This is a genomic window from Rugamonas rubra, from assembly GCF_900114705.1.
Classification (GTDB): Bacteria; Pseudomonadota; Gammaproteobacteria; order Burkholderiales; family Burkholderiaceae_D; genus Rugamonas; species Rugamonas rubra.
Genome location: NZ_FOTW01000041.1, coordinates 13,277 through 30,058 on the forward strand (window position 1 = coordinate 13,277; position 16,782 = coordinate 30,058).

Genomic DNA, 16,782 nt, shown 5'->3' on the forward strand with positions numbered 1-16,782 from the left:
GTTCTGTATGACGTTTTTGAATCGCTGCAGCGCCATCTGGCGTCACTGGCTGCTAGGCGCCGTGCTGAGTTTGATGGCGGCAGCAGCAATGGCACACGGCGTATCCGAGTCCGACAAGGGCTTCCTGCAGGGTAGCAGCGGCGTGCAGATCCTGCCGTTTCTGTACCTGGGAGCCAAACACATGGTGACCGGCTACGACCACCTGCTGTTCCTGTGCGGCGTGATCTTCTTCCTGTACCGGCTGAAGGACGTCGGCATGTACGTGACGCTGTTCGCCGTCGGCCACAGCACCACCTTGCTGATGGGCGTGCTCAACGGCTGGCATATCAACGCCTACCTGGTGGACGCCATCATCGGGCTGTCCATTGTGTATCGCGCCTTCGACAACCTGGGCGGATTCCGCACCGTGTTCGGGGTGCAGCCCAACAAGAAAGCGGCTGTGCTGATCTTCGGCTTCTTCCACGGCCTGGGCTTGGCCACCAAGTTGCAGGACTTCGCGCTGTCGCCCGATGGCCTGATCCCCAACATGGTTGCATTCAACGTCGGCGTGGAAATCGGCCAATTGCTGGCCCTGAGCATGATCCTGATCGCCATGCGCTACTGGCGCAGCACCACCAGCTTCGCGCGCCACGCGGCCACCGGCAACTTCGTGCTGATGACGTCGGGCTTGATCCTGGCGGGCTTCCAATTTACCGGCTTCTTAACCAAATAAGGAAACACCATGTCCCAACAATTGAACGGCGCCGTTGTCGTCCCAAAAAAAGAACTGTTGCGCGGAACACTGATCGCGATCGGCGTGGCCGGCCTGCTGCTGGCGACCACCGTGCTGCCGGCCGAATACGGTATCGACCCCACCGGCGCCGGCAAGGCGCTGGGCCTGACAAAGCTCTATCGTGCCGCACCGGCAACCGGCGGCGTGGCCGGCATGCCAGACATGCAGGGCGTCACCAAAGGCTCGACCGTATCAGCCAAAGGCGAAACGCGCCAGATGACGATCGCCTCGCCCCAGGAGGTGGCCTACCGCGCCGATGTGATGGAAATCGTGCTGCCGCCCAATAAAGGGCTGGAGGTCAAGACGCATCTGGCCAAGGGCGCCACTCTGATCTATTCATGGAAAACCAAGAACGGCGAGTTGGTCAATCACGACTTCCACGGTGAGCCGGTCGATGCTGGCAAGGATGAATTCGAGAGTTTCATCCTGAACAAGGGCGTCAGCGAATCACGAGGCTCATTGATTGCTCCGTTCACCGGCGTGCACGGCTGGTATTGGAAAAACTTGAGCTCGGAGCCGGTCACCATCGTGCTCAATGCCAGCGGCTTCTACAGCGACATCTTCAGGAAATAAATGCAGTCGCCCGGGCTGAAGGCGGCGAGCCCGGCATCCAATCGCCGCCACCAAGGAGGAAAAATCATGAAATTTGCAAGCGCAGTATTGGCCATGATGTTGAGTGTGTCCACCGGCGCCTTCGCGCATCCAGACCATGACGATGAACCGCAGCAGACCATCAAGCTCAATGCGAGCAGCTCCGCCAGCGGCGTGGTCGTGTACCTGACAGACAAGGGCGCGAAGGTTCCGACCGCCGGCGCGACAGGCAAACTGGTCTGGTTTAAGGACGCAGCCAAGGGGGAAGCCGCGCTACAGCCGGCAGGCGTCAATGGCATGGAAGCCAAGGGCGCCAAGCCACCTGTGGGCAGCAAAATGCAGGCGAGCATCACCTTTGCGGATAAAACCGTCTTCATCGGCGACGTGGCCGTAAAATAAAAGGCATTGGGTCAGCCATGTGCAGGCCCAATCATTTCCGCCCGCTCAGTTCTGGATCATGTCATGCATATAGGTATCATCTACGCGTTGCTCGCCGCCGTCTTGTTCGGCGCCAGCACCCCTTTCGCCAAGACCCTGGTCGGCCAGATGCCGCCCGCGACGCTGGCCGGCGTGCTGTACCTCGGCAGTGGTATCGGCCTGCTCATCTGCTATGCCGTGCGCGCGCTCGTCAAGCGCAACGACCAGGATCAGCCGGTTGCGCTGACCCGCCATGACGTGCCGTGGTTCGCCGGCGCGATCGCCGCCGGCGGGGTGGTTGGGCCGTTGCTGCTGATGGCGGGGCTGACCAGCGTCTCCGCCTCCGCGGCGTCGCTGTTGCTCAATATGGAAGGCGTGTTGACGTCGATGCTGGCCTGGTTCGTGTTCAAGGAAAACTTCGACCGGCGCATTTTCATCGGCATGCTGCTCATTGTCGCGGCCGGCGTGCTGTTGTCGTGGGATCAGGCGCCCGCCACCGGACTGCCTTGGGGCGCTCTCGCCATCATCGGCGCCTGCCTGTGCTGGGGCATCGACAACAACCTGACACGCAAGGTATCGGCCAGCGACCCGTTGCAGATCGCCGGCACCAAAGGATTGGTGGCTGGAACGGTCAACCTGATGATTGGACTGGCGCTGGGAGCGGCCATGCCGGCAACGCCCACGTTGCTGCTGGCCGGCGTGGTCGGCTTTTGCGGTTACGGCCTGAGCCTAGTGCTGTTCGTGCTGGCGCTGCGGCATCTTGGGACCGCCCGCACCGGCGCCTATTTCTCGGCAGCGCCTTTTGCCGGCGCCGCGCTGTCGCTGCTGATGCTGGGTGAGGTGCCCGGGCCCTTGTTTTGGGTCGCGGCGGCGTTAATGGGGGGCGGTATCTGGTTGCACCTGACGGAGTCGCACGCGCACGAGCATGAACACCTACCAATGTCGCACGCGCATGCGCACAGCCATGATGAGCACCACCAGCACGAACACGACTTCGACTGGGACGGTGTCGAACCGCACGCGCATGCACACCACCACGCGCCACTAAAGCACGGCCACCCGCACTATCCAGATATTCACCATCGTCATCAGCATTAAATTATAATTTTGTAGAGATAGCGATAAATCTTGTAGTAAACGCGACTTAGATCTATGCTAAGCGTATGACTACGACAACTTCCACTTGGCTGGCCTTAATCGTCAGCCTACCGACCAATAGCGCGACGGCCCGCATGCGCATTTGGCGTACGCTCAAGGGCCTGGGCTGCTGCGCCTTGCGCGACGGCGCCTACCTTCTGCCGGACCAAAACTCGCTACGCCGGCAACTGGACGAGCTTGCAGCCGAAACCATCCGCGAAGGCGGCAGCGCCTGGTTGCTGACAGTGCAGGCCGACACCGAAGAGCAGGGCCGGCTGTACCAGGCGCTGTTTGGGCGGAGCGAGGACTATGCGGTCTTTTCCAAGGCGCTGTTCGCTGCCCGCCAAGAGTTCACCACCGCTACACCCGCCGACCTCAATCGCTCGCTGCGCAAGCTGCGGCGCGACTACGAGGCGATTCGCGCGATCGATTACTTTCCCGATGAGACCAGTGCGAGCACCGAAGCCGCATGGCTGGACTTTGTTTCCGCTGTAGAAACCGTGCTGTCGCCCGGTGAGCCGCAAGCCGTGGACGGAGCGATCGCGCTGCTCGACCGCGCCAAGTATCAAGCCCGCACCTGGGCTACCCGGCGCCATCTCTGGGTGGACAGAGCGGCCAGCGCCTGGCTGATCAAGCGCTTCATCGATCCACAGGCCCACTTCCTGTGGCTGGAGAGCCCGGCCGATTGTCCGGCCGATGCGCTCGGATTCGACTTTGACCTAGCCACCTTCACCCACGTCGGAGACCGCGTGACGTTTGAAGTGCTACGGGCCAGTTTCGGGCTCGACAACGACAAGGGGTTGATGGGCCTGGGCGCCATGGTGCATGCGCTCGACGTGGGCGGCAGCTTCGTACCGGAGGCGGCCGGGTTCGAGGCCATGTTGGGGGGCGTACGGCAGCGCGTTGCCGATGACGATCAACTGATGCAAGAAATAGGCGCTGTACTGGATTCGCTCTACCTCCACTTTGCCGGCGAGTCACAGCCAGCGCGCGGAAAAATTAAGGAAATCACATGAACATGCAGGAATCGACACCCGGCCGTGCCGCGTATACCTTGTGGCAGATGGTGCTCTACATGCTGCGCCTGGGTACTCTGGGATTCGGCGGCCCCGTTGCGCTGGTCGGCTATATGCACCGCGATCTGGTGGAGGAGCGCAAGTGGATCAGCGAGGCCGACTACAAGGAAGGCTTGGCGCTGGCGCAGATCGCGCCGGGACCGCTGGCGGCGCAACTGGGCATCTACATGGGCTATGTCCACTATCGCATCCTTGGCGCCACGCTGGCGGGACTGGCGTTCGTGCTGCCATCGTTCCTGATGGTGGTGGCGCTGGGCTGGGCCTACGTGCGCTATGGCGGCCTGTCGTGGATGCAGGCGGTGTTCTATGGTGTGGGGGCAGGGGTCATCGCTATAATCGCCATCAGCGCCCGCAAGCTGACCATCAAGAGCGTGGGCAAGGACAAGCTGCTATGGGCCATCTACCTGCTGCTGGTTGGCGTCACCGTGGTGACCGAGTCGGAAGTCGCCTGGCTATTCATCGCATCGGGCACACTGGTCTGGCTGCTGCGGGCGCCGCCGAAATGGCTGGGGAAGGGCAGCATGCCTGCGATCGCGCTGGCACAGGCGCCTTCCATGCCTGCCGTGTCGGCCGGCTTTGACCTGTCGCTGTTGACGCAGATAGGCATCTTCTTCGCCAAGGCAGGTGCCTTCGTGTTCGGTTCCGGCCTGGCCATCGTGCCGTTCCTGTACGGCGGCGTGGTGACCGAGCACCATTGGCTCAATGACAAACAGTTCGTCGACGCCGTGGCGGTGGCGATGATCACGCCGGGTCCCGTGGTGATCACGGTCGGCTTCATTGGTTATCTGATCGCCGGCTTGCCGGGCGCCTCGGTGGCCGCGCTGGCCACGTTCATCCCATGCTACCTGTTCACCGTCCTGCCCGCGCCGTATTTCAAGAAGTACGGCAAGCTGCCCGGGGTGCTGGCTTTTGTCGACGGCATCACGGCGGCGGCGGTGGGCGCGATCACCGGTTCGGTCATTGTGATCGCCCGTCGTTCGATTGTCGATCTGCCGACCCTTGCCATTGCACTGGTGGCAATCGTATTGCTGTGGAAGTTCAAGAAAATGCAGGAGCCGGTGATCGTCGCGGCGGCAGCCGCAGCGGGTCTGGTGATTTATCCGCTGCTGCATCATTAATCGGATGAACCAATCAGCGATCTGCAGTGCTTTGATGCTGCTCATCGCAGCGGGGGCAACCGCTGCACCGGCCGCAGCACGGCGAGTCAGCGATGAAACTGAACTAAGCAACTTATTTACCGACCGTGAATTGAGCGACAGCATGCATTACGTCTACCAATTCAAGCGCGACGGTCGCCTGGGCGGTGAGGAGATGGGGCGCAGCGTGCAGGGGCAATGGCAGATTAAGGACCACAGTATGTGCCTGAATTGGAGCCTGCCTGCCGGCGTCCGCGAATGTTATGAGGTGCGCGTGGCCGGGCAGGAAGTTCAATTACGTCGACATGGCCGCGAGATGTACTTTGGAACCCTGGCGCCGCTCAAGCCACTGCGCTGAGTCGAGCCAGGGCATAGGTTTGAATCTACAACGAGGGAGATCGCAATGCCATCAACACGCCGTCAATTCATACAAGCCTCCGCCGCCGCAAGCGCCGGAATCATCGCCACACAGCTGCCCGCAGCCGCCGCTAAAGAAGGGAGCCGTACGATGGACCAATTGACCGATGCCAGCGGCAAGTATACCGTCGCCCCGTTGCCGTTTCCATACGACGCACTGGAGCCGGTGATCGACGCCAAAACCGTCGAACTGCACTACAACTTCCACCACAAGCCTGCTGCGGCGGCGGCCAACAAGGCCGAAGAGGCGTTGGTCAAGGCGCGCGACAGCGGCGACTTCGCCCTGGTCAAGCACTACGAAAAGGAACTGGCCTTCCAGCTATCCAGCCACATCCTGCATACCATTTACTGGAGCAATTTGTCCGGAAAAGGTGGGGTGCCGAAAGGCGACCTGGCCAAGGCGATCGCGGCTGAATTCGGCTCCTACGACAAATTCAAGGCCCATCTGGTCGCCGCCAGCACCACGGTCGAGGCTTCTGGCTGGGGCATGCTGGGCTACCATGCCGCCACCAAAAAGCTGATGGTGCTGCAATGCGAGAACCATCAAAAGCTGACCGCCTGGGGAGTGCAACCGTTGCTGCTGCTGGACGTGTTCGAGCACGCCTACTACCTGAAGTATCAGAATCGCCGTGCCGAGTATCTGAACAACCTTTTCAATATTATCAATTGGGACAACGTCGCCGAGCGCTACGACGCGTCGCGCGCCTGAGGAGAATATGATGAAGTGGATTACCCGTGAACGGCCGAAGATCGACCGCATCGCCTGTCCCTGGCTGATCAAGCGCTTTATCGATCCGCACGCGGAATTCCTGTATGTGCCGGCGCAGGAAGTGCTGCGCCGCGCCACAAGCGACGACGTCATTCCCTACGACATTCCCGGCGTTGAGCTAGGACACGAAGGGGAGCTATGCAGCTTCGACGCCTTCCTGAAGAAATATGCGCTGGAGGAACCGGCGCTGCAGCAGGTTGCGTTGATTGTGCGCGGCGCCGATACGAGCCGCTTGGACCTATCTCCGCAGTCGGCCGGACTGTTTGCCCTGTCCCTTGGCCTGTCGAAGATCTACAGAGACGACCACGAAATGCTCAGGCATGGAATGGTCATGTACGACGCGCTCTATGCTTGGTGCCAGTCATGCCAGGCGGAGGCGCACAATTGGCCGCCGAAGATGGATTGATCATGCGCGTCATCATCCGCCCCCTTGTTCTACTGGCGCTGCCGCTATTGCTGGCGGCAGCCGCGCCGCTGCCGGTTAGCGTGGTCGCGGATATCCCACTACCGGGCCGCACCACGCGCTGGGACTATGGCAGCCTGGACCCCATCACGCACCGCCTATTCCTCGCCCACCTGGGAGACAGTGCTGTCACCGTAGTTGACACGCAGAGCCGGCAAGTTATCACAACGATCTCCGGCATCGAGGATGTGCATGGCGTGCTGGCCGTTCCGGAACTGGGCCGGGTCTACGCCACGGCTACCGGCGCCAATCAGGTGGTGGTCATCGACGCCAAAACCCTGAAGGTGATTGCACGCGCATCAACCGGCGCCTATCCGGACGGCATGGCATATGCGCCCGCCGTACACCAGCTCTATATCTCTGACGAGCATGACGGTACCGATACCGTCGTCGACACCGTCACCAACCAGCGCGTCGCCACCATCAAGATAGGCCGCGAGACCGGCAATACACAATACGACGCGGCATCGCGTCATATCTTCGCCAACTCCCAGGACAACGGCGAATTGGTGGAGATCGATCCGGCCACCAATACCGTGGTGGCACGGACAGCCTTGCCCGGCGCACGTGGCAACCACGGTCTGTATATCGATGCCGCTTCACGCCGCGCCTTCATCGCCTGCGAGGGCAACAACAAATTGATAGTCCTCGACCTAGCGTCGCGCCGCATTTTTGCCACCTTCAACTTGGGCGGCGAACCGGACGTGCTGGCCTTTGATCCGGTACCCGGCTGGTTGTATGTCGCAGGCGAGTCCGGCATCGTCTCGCTCTTCAAGGTAGAGCCCGGCAAAGTGAGCATGCTTGCCGAGGCGTATCTGGGGTCGAACGCCCATGTCGTTGCGGTCGACCCGGCAACCCATCTGGCCTACTTCCCATTGAAGGACGTAGGCGGACGCAGTGTTTTACGAGTGACGGCGCCACGTATCAAGTGATGCCGTAGATCCTTCCCATCCAGCGAAAGGTATTGCCATGCAACGTAAATATTTTGTAGCCGCCTTCCTGAGCGCCATCGCGCTCGGCCAGTCCTTGCCGGCATCGGCAGAAGAGCCGTCCAACCAGCGCGATTTGCTCAAGGCGCTGTCTGGCGCCAAAGTCACGCTTCAACAGGGAATGGAGGCATCGGCGAAGAGCGGTAAGCCGATCTCCGCCAAATTCGAGCTGGACAACGGCGCACTCCAACTGTCCGTGTACACCGCAAAGTCCGGCAAGTTCAACGAGGTCGTGGTCGATCACGGTAGCGGCAAGGTGGCCAAGGTCGAGCAGATCAAGGAGGGTGGCGACCTCAGTCACGCGCGTGCGCAGGCGGGCGCGCTGGCCAATACGAAGCAGTCCCTACGCGCCGCCGCAGACAAGGCTGAACACGACAATCCAGGCTATCGGACGGTCAGCTTGACTCCCGCGTCAGAAAGCAAGCACACCGTGGTCCAGGTGGTATTGGCCAAGGGCGAAGAAACGAAGACGGTTTCGGAAGCGCTTGAATAAGAAACTACACTCGCTCGCCTTGTTGCTCATGGCCGGGCTGGTGGCCCGGCCGGCAGCGGCCTTGCGCCCGGTCGATGACGGCGACGCCGATGTGGCGCCGGCCGGAAGTGTCGAATTGGAGTTGGGCGCTCCGGGACTGTTGCGCTAAGAGCGCAACAGCAGCCTGACCGCGCCTGCGGCGGTAAGCAATTTCGGCGTTGGTCGTCCGTCACCGAAGCCCCCTTTAGCAGCTAATCCTTTTTAGACGATTGTGCAGCAACACCAAAAATAGCCACCTTGAGGGCCATGGTCCTCGCCTCATTCTCTGCCTTAGATATCTTTCCCGATGCTCTGGCCGTTTTCATCTGCTTGGGCTGCGAGGACGGCTTAGCGGGCAGTACGGACACGTCCTCCAGGTTTTCGTCGACTTCGCCACGGGAATGCCTCGAAATGGCCTGAGAACGCAGGTCCACTCTACTAACGAATGAATACTTGCGAATGAAGATTTCCACTGCCTTTCGTTCTGAGTCGAAAAGTTTTCTTCCAGAAAGGCCGAAGTCGAATGGCTCTTTAGGCATAGTCTGTGTCCTTCATTCAAAGTTTACGACGAACACAATTCAACGACAAGTCTAGGTGCGTATTCCGGCGAACGTGACCAGTCATTCCGTGGAACGTGACCGCTGCGCATGAGTTGGAGTTACGCGGTCAAATTCTAATCCCTGCGGTCACGATGGGTCGATGTTTTTCTCTCTTTTGGCTGTTGGGCGCGCAGAAAGTCGCCGGACGGCGTGAAATGATGGTGCCGCATTTCGCAGTCCAGTATGGCGTAGGCGATGGTAGCGTAGCCGCCCCCTGGGATGTTCAGGTCGATCTGGATTCGCGCATTCGGAAAGCGACGATCACGCCCGACAGGAAAGTGATTGCCGCGACCAACCAAACCGCGCTGATCACACCGTACAAGTCGGCCACCAGGCCAGCAAGTAAGGCCCCGATCGCGTAGCCGAGGTCGCGCCAGAAGCGGTAGACGCCGACGGTCGAAGCACGCCAGACCGGGTTGACCACGTCGCCAATGGCCGCAAGCAGGGTCGGATAAACCATTGCGGTGCCAATCCCCAACAGCACCGCTCCTGTCGCATACCATGCGAATGAAGACCGGAGCGCGATAATGGCAATACCCAGCGCCTGTACCCACATCCCCGCAACGATCAAGCCTTTGCGGCCGATGCGGTCTGACAGGGCACCTGTGAACAATTGACAGACGCCCCATACAGTTGGGTAGATCGCGGCGAGTGTGCCAATCTGTGCAAGGGTCATGCCGGCACCGCCAAACACGAAGGGGAATAGGCCCCATGCCATGCCATCGTTGAGGTTGTTGACGAGGCCAGCCTGACTAATCGACGACAAGCTGGGGTCGCGCACGCTGGTCTGCCAGAAGATCGTACGTTGCGAAGGCACGGCAGCACCAGGCGACGGCGTCATTGCAGCTTCCAAGTGCGAATGGCCGCGTGTCTCGCGCACGACCAGCACCGATAGCAGCAAACCGATCATGACAAACGCCACACCGAGGTAGAACGGCTGCGGTCGCAAGCCGTAATTTGCTGCGATCCAGCCTGTCGCGAGCGCGGCCGCGCCGACTGCAAAATACCCGGCAAACTCATTGACTCCCATTGCCATGCCGCGATTTTTTGGTCCGGCAAGATCGATCTTCATGATGACTGTGGTCGACCAGGTCAACCCTTGGCTAACACCAAGAAAAACGTTGGCCAGCAAGATCCAGTTCCAGGATGGCGCCCACATCAACAGAAAAGGTACGGGCGCGGCTATAAGCCAGCCGATCACCAGCACGACCTTGCGCCCGTAGGCGTCGGAAAAGCGGCCGGCAAAGTAGTTTGTGCATGCCTTGGCCACGCCGAAGACGACGATGAACGCGAGGATCGCACTGTGGGCCACCAGCTTGAACTCCTGTTCGGCGATGGCGGGCAAGATGCTGCGCTCCATACCGACCATGGCGCCGACAAAGGCATTGACCACAACAAGCAAGCTGAACTGCCGCCAATTTGCACGCAGTCCGAGCCGCAGGTCTGAGGCGGCAAAGGACGGTGACAGTGATTTAGGCATCGCCGACTCCATAGTCAAGCAAACTCGGCTTGGCCGAGATTGACGGCGACAAGCCTGTCCATCTCGGCGGGGCGTGGTAAGACTGTTGCGGTGAGCGTTGCCGTGAACGCGTCCTTCCCCAATGTCAGCAGGGGATTCCAGCGCTTCTCGAAGCCGATCGTCGACGAAGGCTTGCCCGAAATGTCAGCGCCGCACGCACTACCAGCCTGATGACCTGGAAAAACTTCCAGCTCAGCAGGCAAGTTCAGCAGCCGATCATGAAGGCTTTGCCAGAGCTTGGCCGCCATTTCCGTCTCGCGTCCAGCGAGATCCGGGCGGCCGACCGAGCCGACGAACATCGTGTCGCCGGTCAGGACGAACCATGGCGCTTCCGCGCGGCGGCGGTCCGACACAAGCAGGCAGATGCTGTCTTCCGTGTGTCCAGGTGTATGCAAGACCTGGATGCGGGTATTGCCGGCGTCGATAATTTGATTGTGGCCTACTGGCGTAAATGGAAATGCGGTCTTGCCGACATTACTTTCGTGTAGTGCATAGTTCGCACCCGTCAGCGCCGCCAGGGTTCGGCCACCGGACAGGTGATCGGCATGGATGTGTGAATCGAACACGTAGGTAATTTCGACATTAAGCTTGCGCGCCTGGTCGATGTACCAAGCCTCGTCTCCTGCCAGCACATCGACCGCGATGCCCTTGCCTTGACCGCCGCAGCCAAAGAAGTACGAAATCGAAGCGTCGTCATTTGCTCTTTGCTTGAAAAACATTGCAGCCTCCTAGAATACGAAAATCTTGTCCGCCCATTCGGACCAGTCCGCCAGCTCTTCGAGCGTGCCGCGATGCGTTCCGTCGATCAGTTCGCTGTCCTGCAGGGCACGCGCATCCATGCAGCCGGCACATACGCCGACATTTCCCTGGGCAGCGGCGGCAACGCGCTCAATGATGGTTTGCAGGCTGGGCTGTCCCTCTGGCAGCTTCTGGCCGCTCTTCGCCGCGCCGACCGCGTCGCCCATCAGGTAGACGCGCACCGCATTGTGTTCGCGCCTGGCCAGCGCACCGGCTAATCGCAAGCCGTTGTGGGTGAGTTCGCTGCCGTATGGCGCAGCATTAAGAATGAACAGTGCTTGCATCGGGATTTTCCCTTGAATTTTCAAATACCAACAATCTAACGATCATTGGAATATAATGGATATTTGCCATCCAAGCAAGGCCATCGCACCACGGTGCTTGACCTCGGCCGATGAAATGCTGACACTCCTGCCTATGACAACGAACCGAACCATAAAGGATGCCCTGTACGAGCAAGTAGCCCGTATTGCCAAGGCGACCGCTAGCCCGAAAAGGCTGGAGCTGATTGAATTGCTGGGACAGTCCCCGAAAACGGTCGAAGCTCTGGCGCAGGAGGCTAGCATTAGCGCCAAGCTGGTCAGTGCTCACCTGAAAGAGTTGAAGTCGGCACGTCTCGTTGAAGCCGAACGGCAAGGGAAGTACATCATTTACCGCTTGGCCAGTACCGAGGTAGGTCAGTTATGGGTAATGTTGCGGGTCCTTGCCGAGGATAGGCTTTTTGAATTGCAGGATGCTCTGCGCCAGCTCTCTGCGGCCACCCATGAGTGGGTCGGCAACAGCCGCGAAGAACTGTTGACCAAGGCGAAATCCGGCGAAGTGATTGTGATCGACGTGCGCCCTGGCGAGGAATTCCAAGCCGGCCACTTGCCGTTTGCACGCTCGATGCCGCTCGCAGAACTGAAGAATCGTTTGGCGGAGTTGCCCAGGGACCGGCCTGTCATCGCCTATTGTCGCGGCCCGTTCTGCCTGATGTCGACCGACGCCGTCAACCTGTTGCGTGGCCAGGGAATTGATGCGCTGCAAATGCGCGAAGGGGTCGTTGAGTGGAATAGCTGAAGCGATTCAGCTATTCCGATTACCTTATTTCACAAGGCGCATGACCTACCGCTGCCGTAGAACTGAATTGGCCACAGCAGTTACGCTGGGGCGATGTTTTTCTCCTTTTTGACTGTTTTTGGTCGTTGGGTGCGTAGCGAATCACCGGTCAACGTGAAGCGATGGTTGCGCTGCATGATGCGGTCCAGAATGGCGTCGGCAATGGTGGCGTCGCCGATCCACGCATGCCAGTGCTCGAGTGGCAATTGGCTGGTGATGATCGTCGCCTTGTTGCCAGCGCGGTCGTCGATGATCTCCAACAGATCCGAGCGCGTCATACCGTCGATGGTCCCCATGCCCCAGTCGTCCAGAACCAGTACGTCAGTCTTGGCCAGTTGCAGCAGCCATTTTCCGAAGGCCCCGCTGCCGTGCCGAATGCGCAGTTCTTCCTGCAGGCGGGGTACACGTTGATAGATCGCCGAGTATCCACGCCGGCAGGCGTACTGCGCCAGTGCACAGGCCAGCCACGACTTGCCGGCGCCGGTTGGGCCTGTGACCAGGACGCTGTGGCCGGCACTGACCCAGTCGCCCAAGGCCAGGCTCATCACCTCGCGCCGATCGATGCCGCGACCAGCGCGTGCGTCGATGTCCTCGATCGCGGCTTGGCCATATTTGAGGTGCGCGTTTTTTAGCAGTCGGACCAGCTTACGGTCATTGCGGGCGTGGACCTCGCGGTCGACCAACAGCGCCACGCGCTCTTCGAAGCTCAACGCAGTCATGCTCGGTTGGGCCAGTTGTTCTTCAAGGCCCGCAGCCAGGCCGTCCAATTTCAGGGTGCGCAACTGCGCCAGGGTGGTGTGCATCATCATCGTCATATTCCTTATTGGTAGTAGCCGGGACCGCGCAGGTGGGCGTGCTCGGGGCTGACCCATTCGTCAGCAATGACAGGGACGCCCCTGTCGCGGTTGTTCTTCAGGATGTCGTTTACGTGGCGGTACTGGCAGGCGCCGATCTGTAGGGCAAGCGTGCAAGCTGCTTCAAGGCGCACCTTGCCATAGCGCTTGGCCAGCGACAACAGGCCAAGACAGGCGCGGTAGCCGTGCTCTGGATGCCTATTCTCGGCCATCAACCGCGTCACCGCCTCGGCTGTCGCCGGGCCGATGTTCTCGCCCCAGTGGATCAGGCGCTGCGGCGTCCATTCCATGTGCGCACGGTGCGCGGCAGGCATGTGCGCGGGCGTGGTCGTGAAGCCGCCAACGCGGGTATTGCGGGCGTGACTGGCGACGCGCTGGCCGCGATGCAGCAGCTCGACCACGGCTGTGGTGATGCGTGCTTCCAGCACTTGACCGACCAAGGTTTGCGGCACGCTGTACCGGTGGCGCTCGACTTCGACGTGATAGTCAATGTGGACCTTGACGGTCTTGAAACGCGCCATCTCGTAACGCTGTAGTGGCAGCGCCAACAAGGCCGGCGCATCGATCTCGGCAAAGGCGCTGGCACGGCTGCCGGGTAATTTCTGGAAGGGTTTATCGTTGAGCCTCGTGAGCAACGGCGCCATAGCCTGATTGACCTCGTGCACGCTGCCGAACTGCTGATGACGCAATCGCGCCATGATCCAGCGCTCGACGATTTGCACCGCCGATTCGGCCTTCGCCTTGTCCTGTGGGTGGTAGGGACGTGCAGGGAGGATCGAGGTGCCGTAGTGGCGTGCAAAGTCGAGCACAGTGTCGTTGCCGCGTGGTTCATAGCGGTTGGCGTCTGAGATCATCGCTTTCGGGTTGTCGGGAACGATGAGCTGCGTGACTCCACCATAGAAGTTCAGCGCACGTGCCGTCGATTCAAGCCAGTCGGCCATCGTTTCGCGGTAAGTGTCAGCGAATCCCCGTCTATGCATGACCTTCCCGATCTGCGAACGTACGTCATATCGATGACAACGCAGGGAGCGGGCAATGGGAAAGCAGTTAGTCCAGCACGGCGCGGTACACTACTACCGGCACGGCGACGAGTTCTGGCTTGATTTGATCACACGGTGGAAAGCTTCAGGCATCGGCGTGCGCAAGTTTTGCGAACAGAACGGCGTGGCGACCAGCACGTTTCACAAGCGGCGCGCGGATCTGGCCAAGTGCGAGGTGACCATGCCGACGGCGGCGAGGGTGATGACACCGGATGCTTGCTTCATTCCGGTGCTGCCGGATTCAATGATGGAGTGCGCCGCGCCGGTCGCGCCTCCGGTCGTTGCGGCGCCGGCCAAGTCAGCGGCGCGCGATAGCGTCGTCATCAGCAGTGGCGGGATGCGCATCGAGCTGACAGGCGCCCATGCCGACCGGGTCGTGCGTCAGCTGCTGGGTCGCCTTGGCGGCTTCTCATGCTGATCGCAGGCGCCTGCCGCGCCTACGTATGCCGCGACCTGGTCGATATGCGCAACGGCGTCGATGGTTTGTCCTACCTGGTCGAGCCGCTTCTGGCGCAACACCCGATGTCCGGCCACCTGTTAGTCTTCGTTGGGCGCGACCGGCGCAAGGTCAAGATCCTGTATTGGGATCGCACCGGCTTCGCGCTTTGGTACAAGCGGCTCGAGCGTGGCCGCTTCCCAGCGCCGGAATTGCTGACCCAGCGCGGTCTGTCGGTGGCCGAGCTGCACGCCTGGCTCGAAGGCATCGACATTCCGCCGCTGCAACCACATCCGCCCGTCACGGCACAGCGCGTCGCGTGATGCCGCGATTAATTTTTCATCCGCTGTAAACGCGCCGGCATGCTCATGCGTTTGATCCGCATGCTGGCGCTCATTGATCCCTCCGACCTTCCATCTGACTTCGACGCGATGCGCCGCATCGCCCTCGAACAGAACCGGATCGCCCACGATCTGTGGACTCAGGTCGAATTACTCAAGCACCAGTTGGCCCAGTTCGTCCGTGCGCGCTTCGGCGCCAGCTCGGAACAACTGCCTGGCCAGGGCGATTTGTTCGCCGAATCCGTCGCCATTCCCGTGCCGCCGGCCTTACCGGCAACACCGGTCTCCGGTCACGTACGGCGCGGGCGTCCGGCACTGCCGAAGGACTTGCCGCGCGAGCGCGTCGAGTACGACCTGAGCGATGCCGAAAAGGCATGCTTCGACCGGATCGAGAAGATCGGCGAGGAGGTCTCCGAAACACTGGACTACACGCCGGCAAAGCTGACAGTGATCGAGCACGTGCGCATCAAGTACGCGTGCAAGAAAGACGGCGAGTCGACCGTACGCACGGCGGCGGCGCAGCCGTCGCCACTGCCGAAGTCCAATGCCAGCGCCGGTCTGCTGGCGCAGGTTCTGGTGAGCACCTTCGCCGACCATCTGCCGCTTAACCGCCAGGAGGCGATCTTCAAGCGCCATGGCGTGCACCTGCCGCGCGCCACGCTGTGCGAGTGGAAGCTGGCCGCAGCGGAACTGCTGGCGGTACTACGACCGGCGCTCAAGGCCCATATCCTGGCAGCGCCGCGCGTGAACTCCGACGACACCACGATGCCGCTGCAGGAGGCCGGCCGTGGCAGCACCAAGACGGCCCGCCTGTGGGGTTACCTTGGCGCCGGTCAGCGCGAAGAAAATGGTTTGTGGGTCGATCATCCACCGGCGGTCCTGTTCGAATTCACCGAATCGCGCGAGGCGATTCATCCGGCGACCTTTCTGGCCGGCTATCAGGGCTATTTGCAGGCCGACGCCTACAGCGGCTACTTGGCGCTGTATCGTGGCGGGCGCGTGATGGAGGTCGGTTGTTGGGCCCATTGCCGTCGCAAGTTCTTCGAGATCGCCAAGGTGCAGAAAACGCCGGGATTGGCCAGCGTGGCGCTGGCCTGGATCGCACGCTTGTACGCTATCGAGCGGACCATACGCGACCTGACGCCGGACCAGAAGTTACGACAGCGCCAGGAGCACAGCGTGCCGCTGCTGGCCGAGTTCCGTCGCTGGCTTGACGGGCAGGTGCCGCAACTGGTGCCGCAGGCGCCACTGGCCCAGGCATTCGGCTACGCCTTGCGCAACTGGGAGGCGTTGGTGCGTTATACCGAAAGCGGCGTGCTGGTGCCCGATAATAACGCGATCGAGCAGGCGATCCGGCCGATCGCCGTGGGGCGCTCGAATTACCTGTTCGCCGGTTCGGCGCGTGGCGGCCGCGCGGCGGCGACGATGTACTCGTTGATCGGCACGGCCAAGCTGAACGGAATCAATCCCTACCTGTGGCTCAAGGACGTGCTGGCCCGGCTGCCATCGCATCCGATCAACCGGGTCGCCGAGTTGCTGCCACTGCCGACCTACCAATGGGCATGACGCGTTAAAATTGCGGGATGGACTCCCGCCTTCTTGACGCCCTGCGTAACGCCCCCAGCCTCGACTTGTATGAATTGAGCCTGGCCCTCAACCAAATGCTCGCCGACCCGCGCCGCATCCTCGATGTGCGCCGTCATCTGCACTTGGGCGCGCAGGTGATGTATTTCGATCACCGCCGTGGCACCCTCGCGCCGGGCCGCGTGCTGCAACTGCAAGCGACCAGCGCCACCGTTCAAGACACCGCCACGCACAC

20 protein-coding genes and 2 pseudogenes are annotated in these 16,782 nt (G+C 61.0%); 16 read left to right on the top strand and 6 right to left on the bottom strand.

Going from position 1 to position 16,782, the window contains the following annotated elements; all coding sequences use genetic code 11:
• Positions 1–7 precede the first annotated feature (7 nt).
• From BM252_RS28230 to BM252_RS28280, 11 genes are all read left to right on the top strand, one after another.
• Positions 8–712, top strand: a complete 705-nt coding sequence (locus BM252_RS28230; protein WP_093391038.1) for a HupE/UreJ family protein — start codon at positions 8–10, stop codon at positions 710–712.
• 9 nt (positions 713–721) lie between these two features.
• Positions 722–1,345, top strand: a complete 624-nt coding sequence (locus BM252_RS28235) for a hypothetical protein (RefSeq protein ID WP_093391040.1) — start codon at positions 722–724, stop codon at positions 1,343–1,345.
• A gap of 66 nt (positions 1,346–1,411) precedes the next feature.
• Entirely contained in the window at positions 1,412–1,762 is a 351-nt protein-coding gene (locus BM252_RS28240) for a hypothetical protein (protein WP_139236803.1), read from the top strand.
• Positions 1,763–1,825: 63 nt separating this feature from the next.
• The gene (locus tag BM252_RS28245) at positions 1,826–2,878 is read left to right on the top strand and encodes a DMT family transporter (protein WP_093391042.1); all 1,053 of its coding nucleotides are present in this window, start codon (positions 1,826–1,828) and stop codon (positions 2,876–2,878) included.
• 65 nt (positions 2,879–2,943) lie between these two features.
• On the top strand, positions 2,944–3,933 hold the full coding sequence (locus tag BM252_RS28250) for a chromate resistance protein ChrB domain-containing protein (RefSeq protein ID WP_093391044.1): 990 nt from the start codon (positions 2,944–2,946) through the stop codon (positions 3,931–3,933).
• Positions 3,930–5,111, top strand: coding sequence for a chromate transporter (locus BM252_RS28255; RefSeq protein WP_093391045.1), 1,182 nt, complete (start codon positions 3,930–3,932; stop codon positions 5,109–5,111). Before BM252_RS28250 ends, BM252_RS28255 begins: the two co-directional genes overlap by 4 nt.
• A 34-nt stretch (positions 5,112–5,145) precedes the next feature.
• Positions 5,146–5,487, top strand: a complete 342-nt coding sequence (locus BM252_RS28260) for a hypothetical protein (protein ID WP_139236804.1) — start codon at positions 5,146–5,148, stop codon at positions 5,485–5,487.
• A gap of 150 nt (positions 5,488–5,637) precedes the next feature.
• Positions 5,638–6,255 carry a superoxide dismutase gene (locus BM252_RS28265; protein ID WP_093391048.1) on the top strand — a complete coding sequence of 206 codons (618 nt, stop codon included), beginning with the start codon at positions 5,638–5,640 and terminating at the stop codon, positions 6,253–6,255.
• Between the two features lie 10 nt (positions 6,256–6,265).
• Positions 6,266–6,721 carry a chromate resistance protein ChrB domain-containing protein gene (locus BM252_RS28270; RefSeq protein ID WP_093391064.1) on the top strand — a complete coding sequence of 152 codons (456 nt, stop codon included), beginning with the start codon at positions 6,266–6,268 and terminating at the stop codon, positions 6,719–6,721.
• A 2-nt stretch (positions 6,722–6,723) separates the two neighbouring features.
• Positions 6,724–7,710 carry a YncE family protein gene (locus tag BM252_RS28275; protein ID WP_245774488.1) on the top strand — a complete coding sequence of 329 codons (987 nt, stop codon included), beginning with the start codon at positions 6,724–6,726 and terminating at the stop codon, positions 7,708–7,710.
• A 37-nt stretch (positions 7,711–7,747) separates the two neighbouring features.
• Complete coding sequence (locus BM252_RS28280) at positions 7,748–8,260, top strand: hypothetical protein (RefSeq protein WP_093391051.1); 513 nt, start codon at positions 7,748–7,750, stop codon at positions 8,258–8,260.
• Between the two features lie 230 nt (positions 8,261–8,490).
• Here the strand turns inward: BM252_RS28280 and BM252_RS30670 are convergent, their stop codons facing one another.
• From BM252_RS30670 to BM252_RS28295, 4 genes are all read right to left on the bottom strand, one after another.
• Complete coding sequence (locus tag BM252_RS30670) at positions 8,491–8,817, bottom strand: hypothetical protein (RefSeq protein WP_139236805.1); 327 nt, start codon at positions 8,815–8,817, stop codon at positions 8,491–8,493.
• A gap of 283 nt (positions 8,818–9,100) precedes the next feature.
• The gene (locus BM252_RS28285; protein ID WP_093391066.1) at positions 9,101–10,357 is read right to left on the bottom strand and encodes an MFS transporter; all 1,257 of its coding nucleotides are present in this window, start codon (positions 10,355–10,357) and stop codon (positions 9,101–9,103) included.
• Positions 10,358–10,371: 14 nt separating this feature from the next.
• On the bottom strand, positions 10,372–11,115 hold the full coding sequence (locus BM252_RS28290) for an MBL fold metallo-hydrolase (protein ID WP_093391052.1): 744 nt from the start codon (positions 11,113–11,115) through the stop codon (positions 10,372–10,374).
• A gap of 9 nt (positions 11,116–11,124) precedes the next feature.
• Positions 11,125–11,478, bottom strand: a complete 354-nt coding sequence (locus tag BM252_RS28295) for a DsrE/DsrF/TusD sulfur relay family protein (protein WP_093391054.1) — start codon at positions 11,476–11,478, stop codon at positions 11,125–11,127.
• Positions 11,479–11,593: 115 nt separating this feature from the next.
• Between BM252_RS28295 and BM252_RS28300 the strand changes: the two genes are divergently transcribed.
• The gene (locus tag BM252_RS28300) at positions 11,594–12,253 is read left to right on the top strand and encodes an ArsR/SmtB family transcription factor (RefSeq protein WP_093391068.1); all 660 of its coding nucleotides are present in this window, start codon (positions 11,594–11,596) and stop codon (positions 12,251–12,253) included.
• Between the two features lie 80 nt (positions 12,254–12,333).
• Here the strand turns inward: BM252_RS28300 and istB are convergent, their stop codons facing one another.
• Both istB and BM252_RS28310 read right to left on the bottom strand, forming a co-directional pair.
• Positions 12,334–13,101 (bottom strand): IS21-like element helper ATPase IstB, encoded by a 768-nt coding sequence (istB, locus tag BM252_RS28305; RefSeq protein WP_093391070.1) that lies wholly within the window; start codon positions 13,099–13,101, stop codon positions 12,334–12,336.
• A gap of 11 nt (positions 13,102–13,112) precedes the next feature.
• Positions 13,113–14,102 (bottom strand): annotated as a pseudogene (locus BM252_RS28310) (Mu transposase domain-containing protein); the annotation flags it as partial.
• Between the two features lie 79 nt (positions 14,103–14,181).
• Here BM252_RS28310 and tnpA point away from each other — a divergent pair.
• The 4 genes and pseudogenes from tnpA to BM252_RS28330 form a co-directional block, all read left to right on the top strand.
• Positions 14,182–14,604 carry an IS66 family insertion sequence element accessory protein TnpA gene (gene tnpA, locus BM252_RS28315; protein ID WP_093391055.1) on the top strand — a complete coding sequence of 141 codons (423 nt, stop codon included), beginning with the start codon at positions 14,182–14,184 and terminating at the stop codon, positions 14,602–14,604.
• Entirely contained in the window at positions 14,598–14,945 is a 348-nt protein-coding gene (tnpB, locus tag BM252_RS28320; RefSeq protein ID WP_093391057.1) for an IS66 family insertion sequence element accessory protein TnpB, read from the top strand. The genes tnpA and tnpB overlap by 7 nt, the downstream gene beginning before the upstream one ends.
• 39 nt (positions 14,946–14,984) lie before the next feature.
• The gene (tnpC, locus tag BM252_RS28325; protein ID WP_093391058.1) at positions 14,985–16,529 is read left to right on the top strand and encodes an IS66 family transposase; all 1,545 of its coding nucleotides are present in this window, start codon (positions 14,985–14,987) and stop codon (positions 16,527–16,529) included.
• A 17-nt stretch (positions 16,530–16,546) separates the two neighbouring features.
• Positions 16,547–16,782, top strand: a pseudogene (locus BM252_RS28330) (hypothetical protein); the annotation flags it as partial.

Excerpts from the sequence above, each read along its gene's own strand:
- BM252_RS28230 (WP_093391038.1), top strand. The coding sequence starts at position 8 with ATGACGTTTTTGAATCGCTGCAGCGCCATCTGGCGTCACTGGCTGCTA.
- BM252_RS28235 (WP_093391040.1), top strand. The coding sequence starts at position 722 with ATGTCCCAACAATTGAACGGCGCCGTTGTCGTCCCAAAAAAAGAACTG.
- BM252_RS28240 (WP_139236803.1), top strand. The coding sequence starts at position 1,412 with ATGAAATTTGCAAGCGCAGTATTGGCCATGATGTTGAGTGTGTCCACC.
- BM252_RS28245 (WP_093391042.1), top strand. The coding sequence starts at position 1,826 with ATGCATATAGGTATCATCTACGCGTTGCTCGCCGCCGTCTTGTTCGGC.
- BM252_RS28250 (WP_093391044.1), top strand. The coding sequence starts at position 2,944 with ATGACTACGACAACTTCCACTTGGCTGGCCTTAATCGTCAGCCTACCG.
- BM252_RS28255 (WP_093391045.1), top strand. The coding sequence starts at position 3,930 with ATGAACATGCAGGAATCGACACCCGGCCGTGCCGCGTATACCTTGTGG.
- BM252_RS28260 (WP_139236804.1), top strand. The coding sequence starts at position 5,146 with ATGCTGCTCATCGCAGCGGGGGCAACCGCTGCACCGGCCGCAGCACGG.
- BM252_RS28265 (WP_093391048.1), top strand. The coding sequence starts at position 5,638 with ATGGACCAATTGACCGATGCCAGCGGCAAGTATACCGTCGCCCCGTTG.
- BM252_RS28270 (WP_093391064.1), top strand. The coding sequence starts at position 6,266 with ATGAAGTGGATTACCCGTGAACGGCCGAAGATCGACCGCATCGCCTGT.
- BM252_RS28275 (WP_245774488.1), top strand. The coding sequence starts at position 6,724 with ATGCGCGTCATCATCCGCCCCCTTGTTCTACTGGCGCTGCCGCTATTG.
- BM252_RS28280 (WP_093391051.1), top strand. The coding sequence starts at position 7,748 with ATGCAACGTAAATATTTTGTAGCCGCCTTCCTGAGCGCCATCGCGCTC.
- BM252_RS30670 (WP_139236805.1), bottom strand. The coding sequence starts at position 8,817 with ATGCCTAAAGAGCCATTCGACTTCGGCCTTTCTGGAAGAAAACTTTTC.
- BM252_RS28285 (WP_093391066.1), bottom strand. The coding sequence starts at position 10,357 with ATGCCTAAATCACTGTCACCGTCCTTTGCCGCCTCAGACCTGCGGCTC.
- BM252_RS28290 (WP_093391052.1), bottom strand. The coding sequence starts at position 11,115 with ATGTTTTTCAAGCAAAGAGCAAATGACGACGCTTCGATTTCGTACTTC.
- BM252_RS28295 (WP_093391054.1), bottom strand. The coding sequence starts at position 11,478 with ATGCAAGCACTGTTCATTCTTAATGCTGCGCCATACGGCAGCGAACTC.
- BM252_RS28300 (WP_093391068.1), top strand. The coding sequence starts at position 11,594 with ATGCTGACACTCCTGCCTATGACAACGAACCGAACCATAAAGGATGCC.
- istB (WP_093391070.1), bottom strand. The coding sequence starts at position 13,101 with ATGATGATGCACACCACCCTGGCGCAGTTGCGCACCCTGAAATTGGAC.
- tnpA (WP_093391055.1), top strand. The coding sequence starts at position 14,182 with ATGGGAAAGCAGTTAGTCCAGCACGGCGCGGTACACTACTACCGGCAC.
- tnpB (WP_093391057.1), top strand. The coding sequence starts at position 14,598 with ATGCTGATCGCAGGCGCCTGCCGCGCCTACGTATGCCGCGACCTGGTC.
- tnpC (WP_093391058.1), top strand. The coding sequence starts at position 14,985 with ATGCTCATGCGTTTGATCCGCATGCTGGCGCTCATTGATCCCTCCGAC.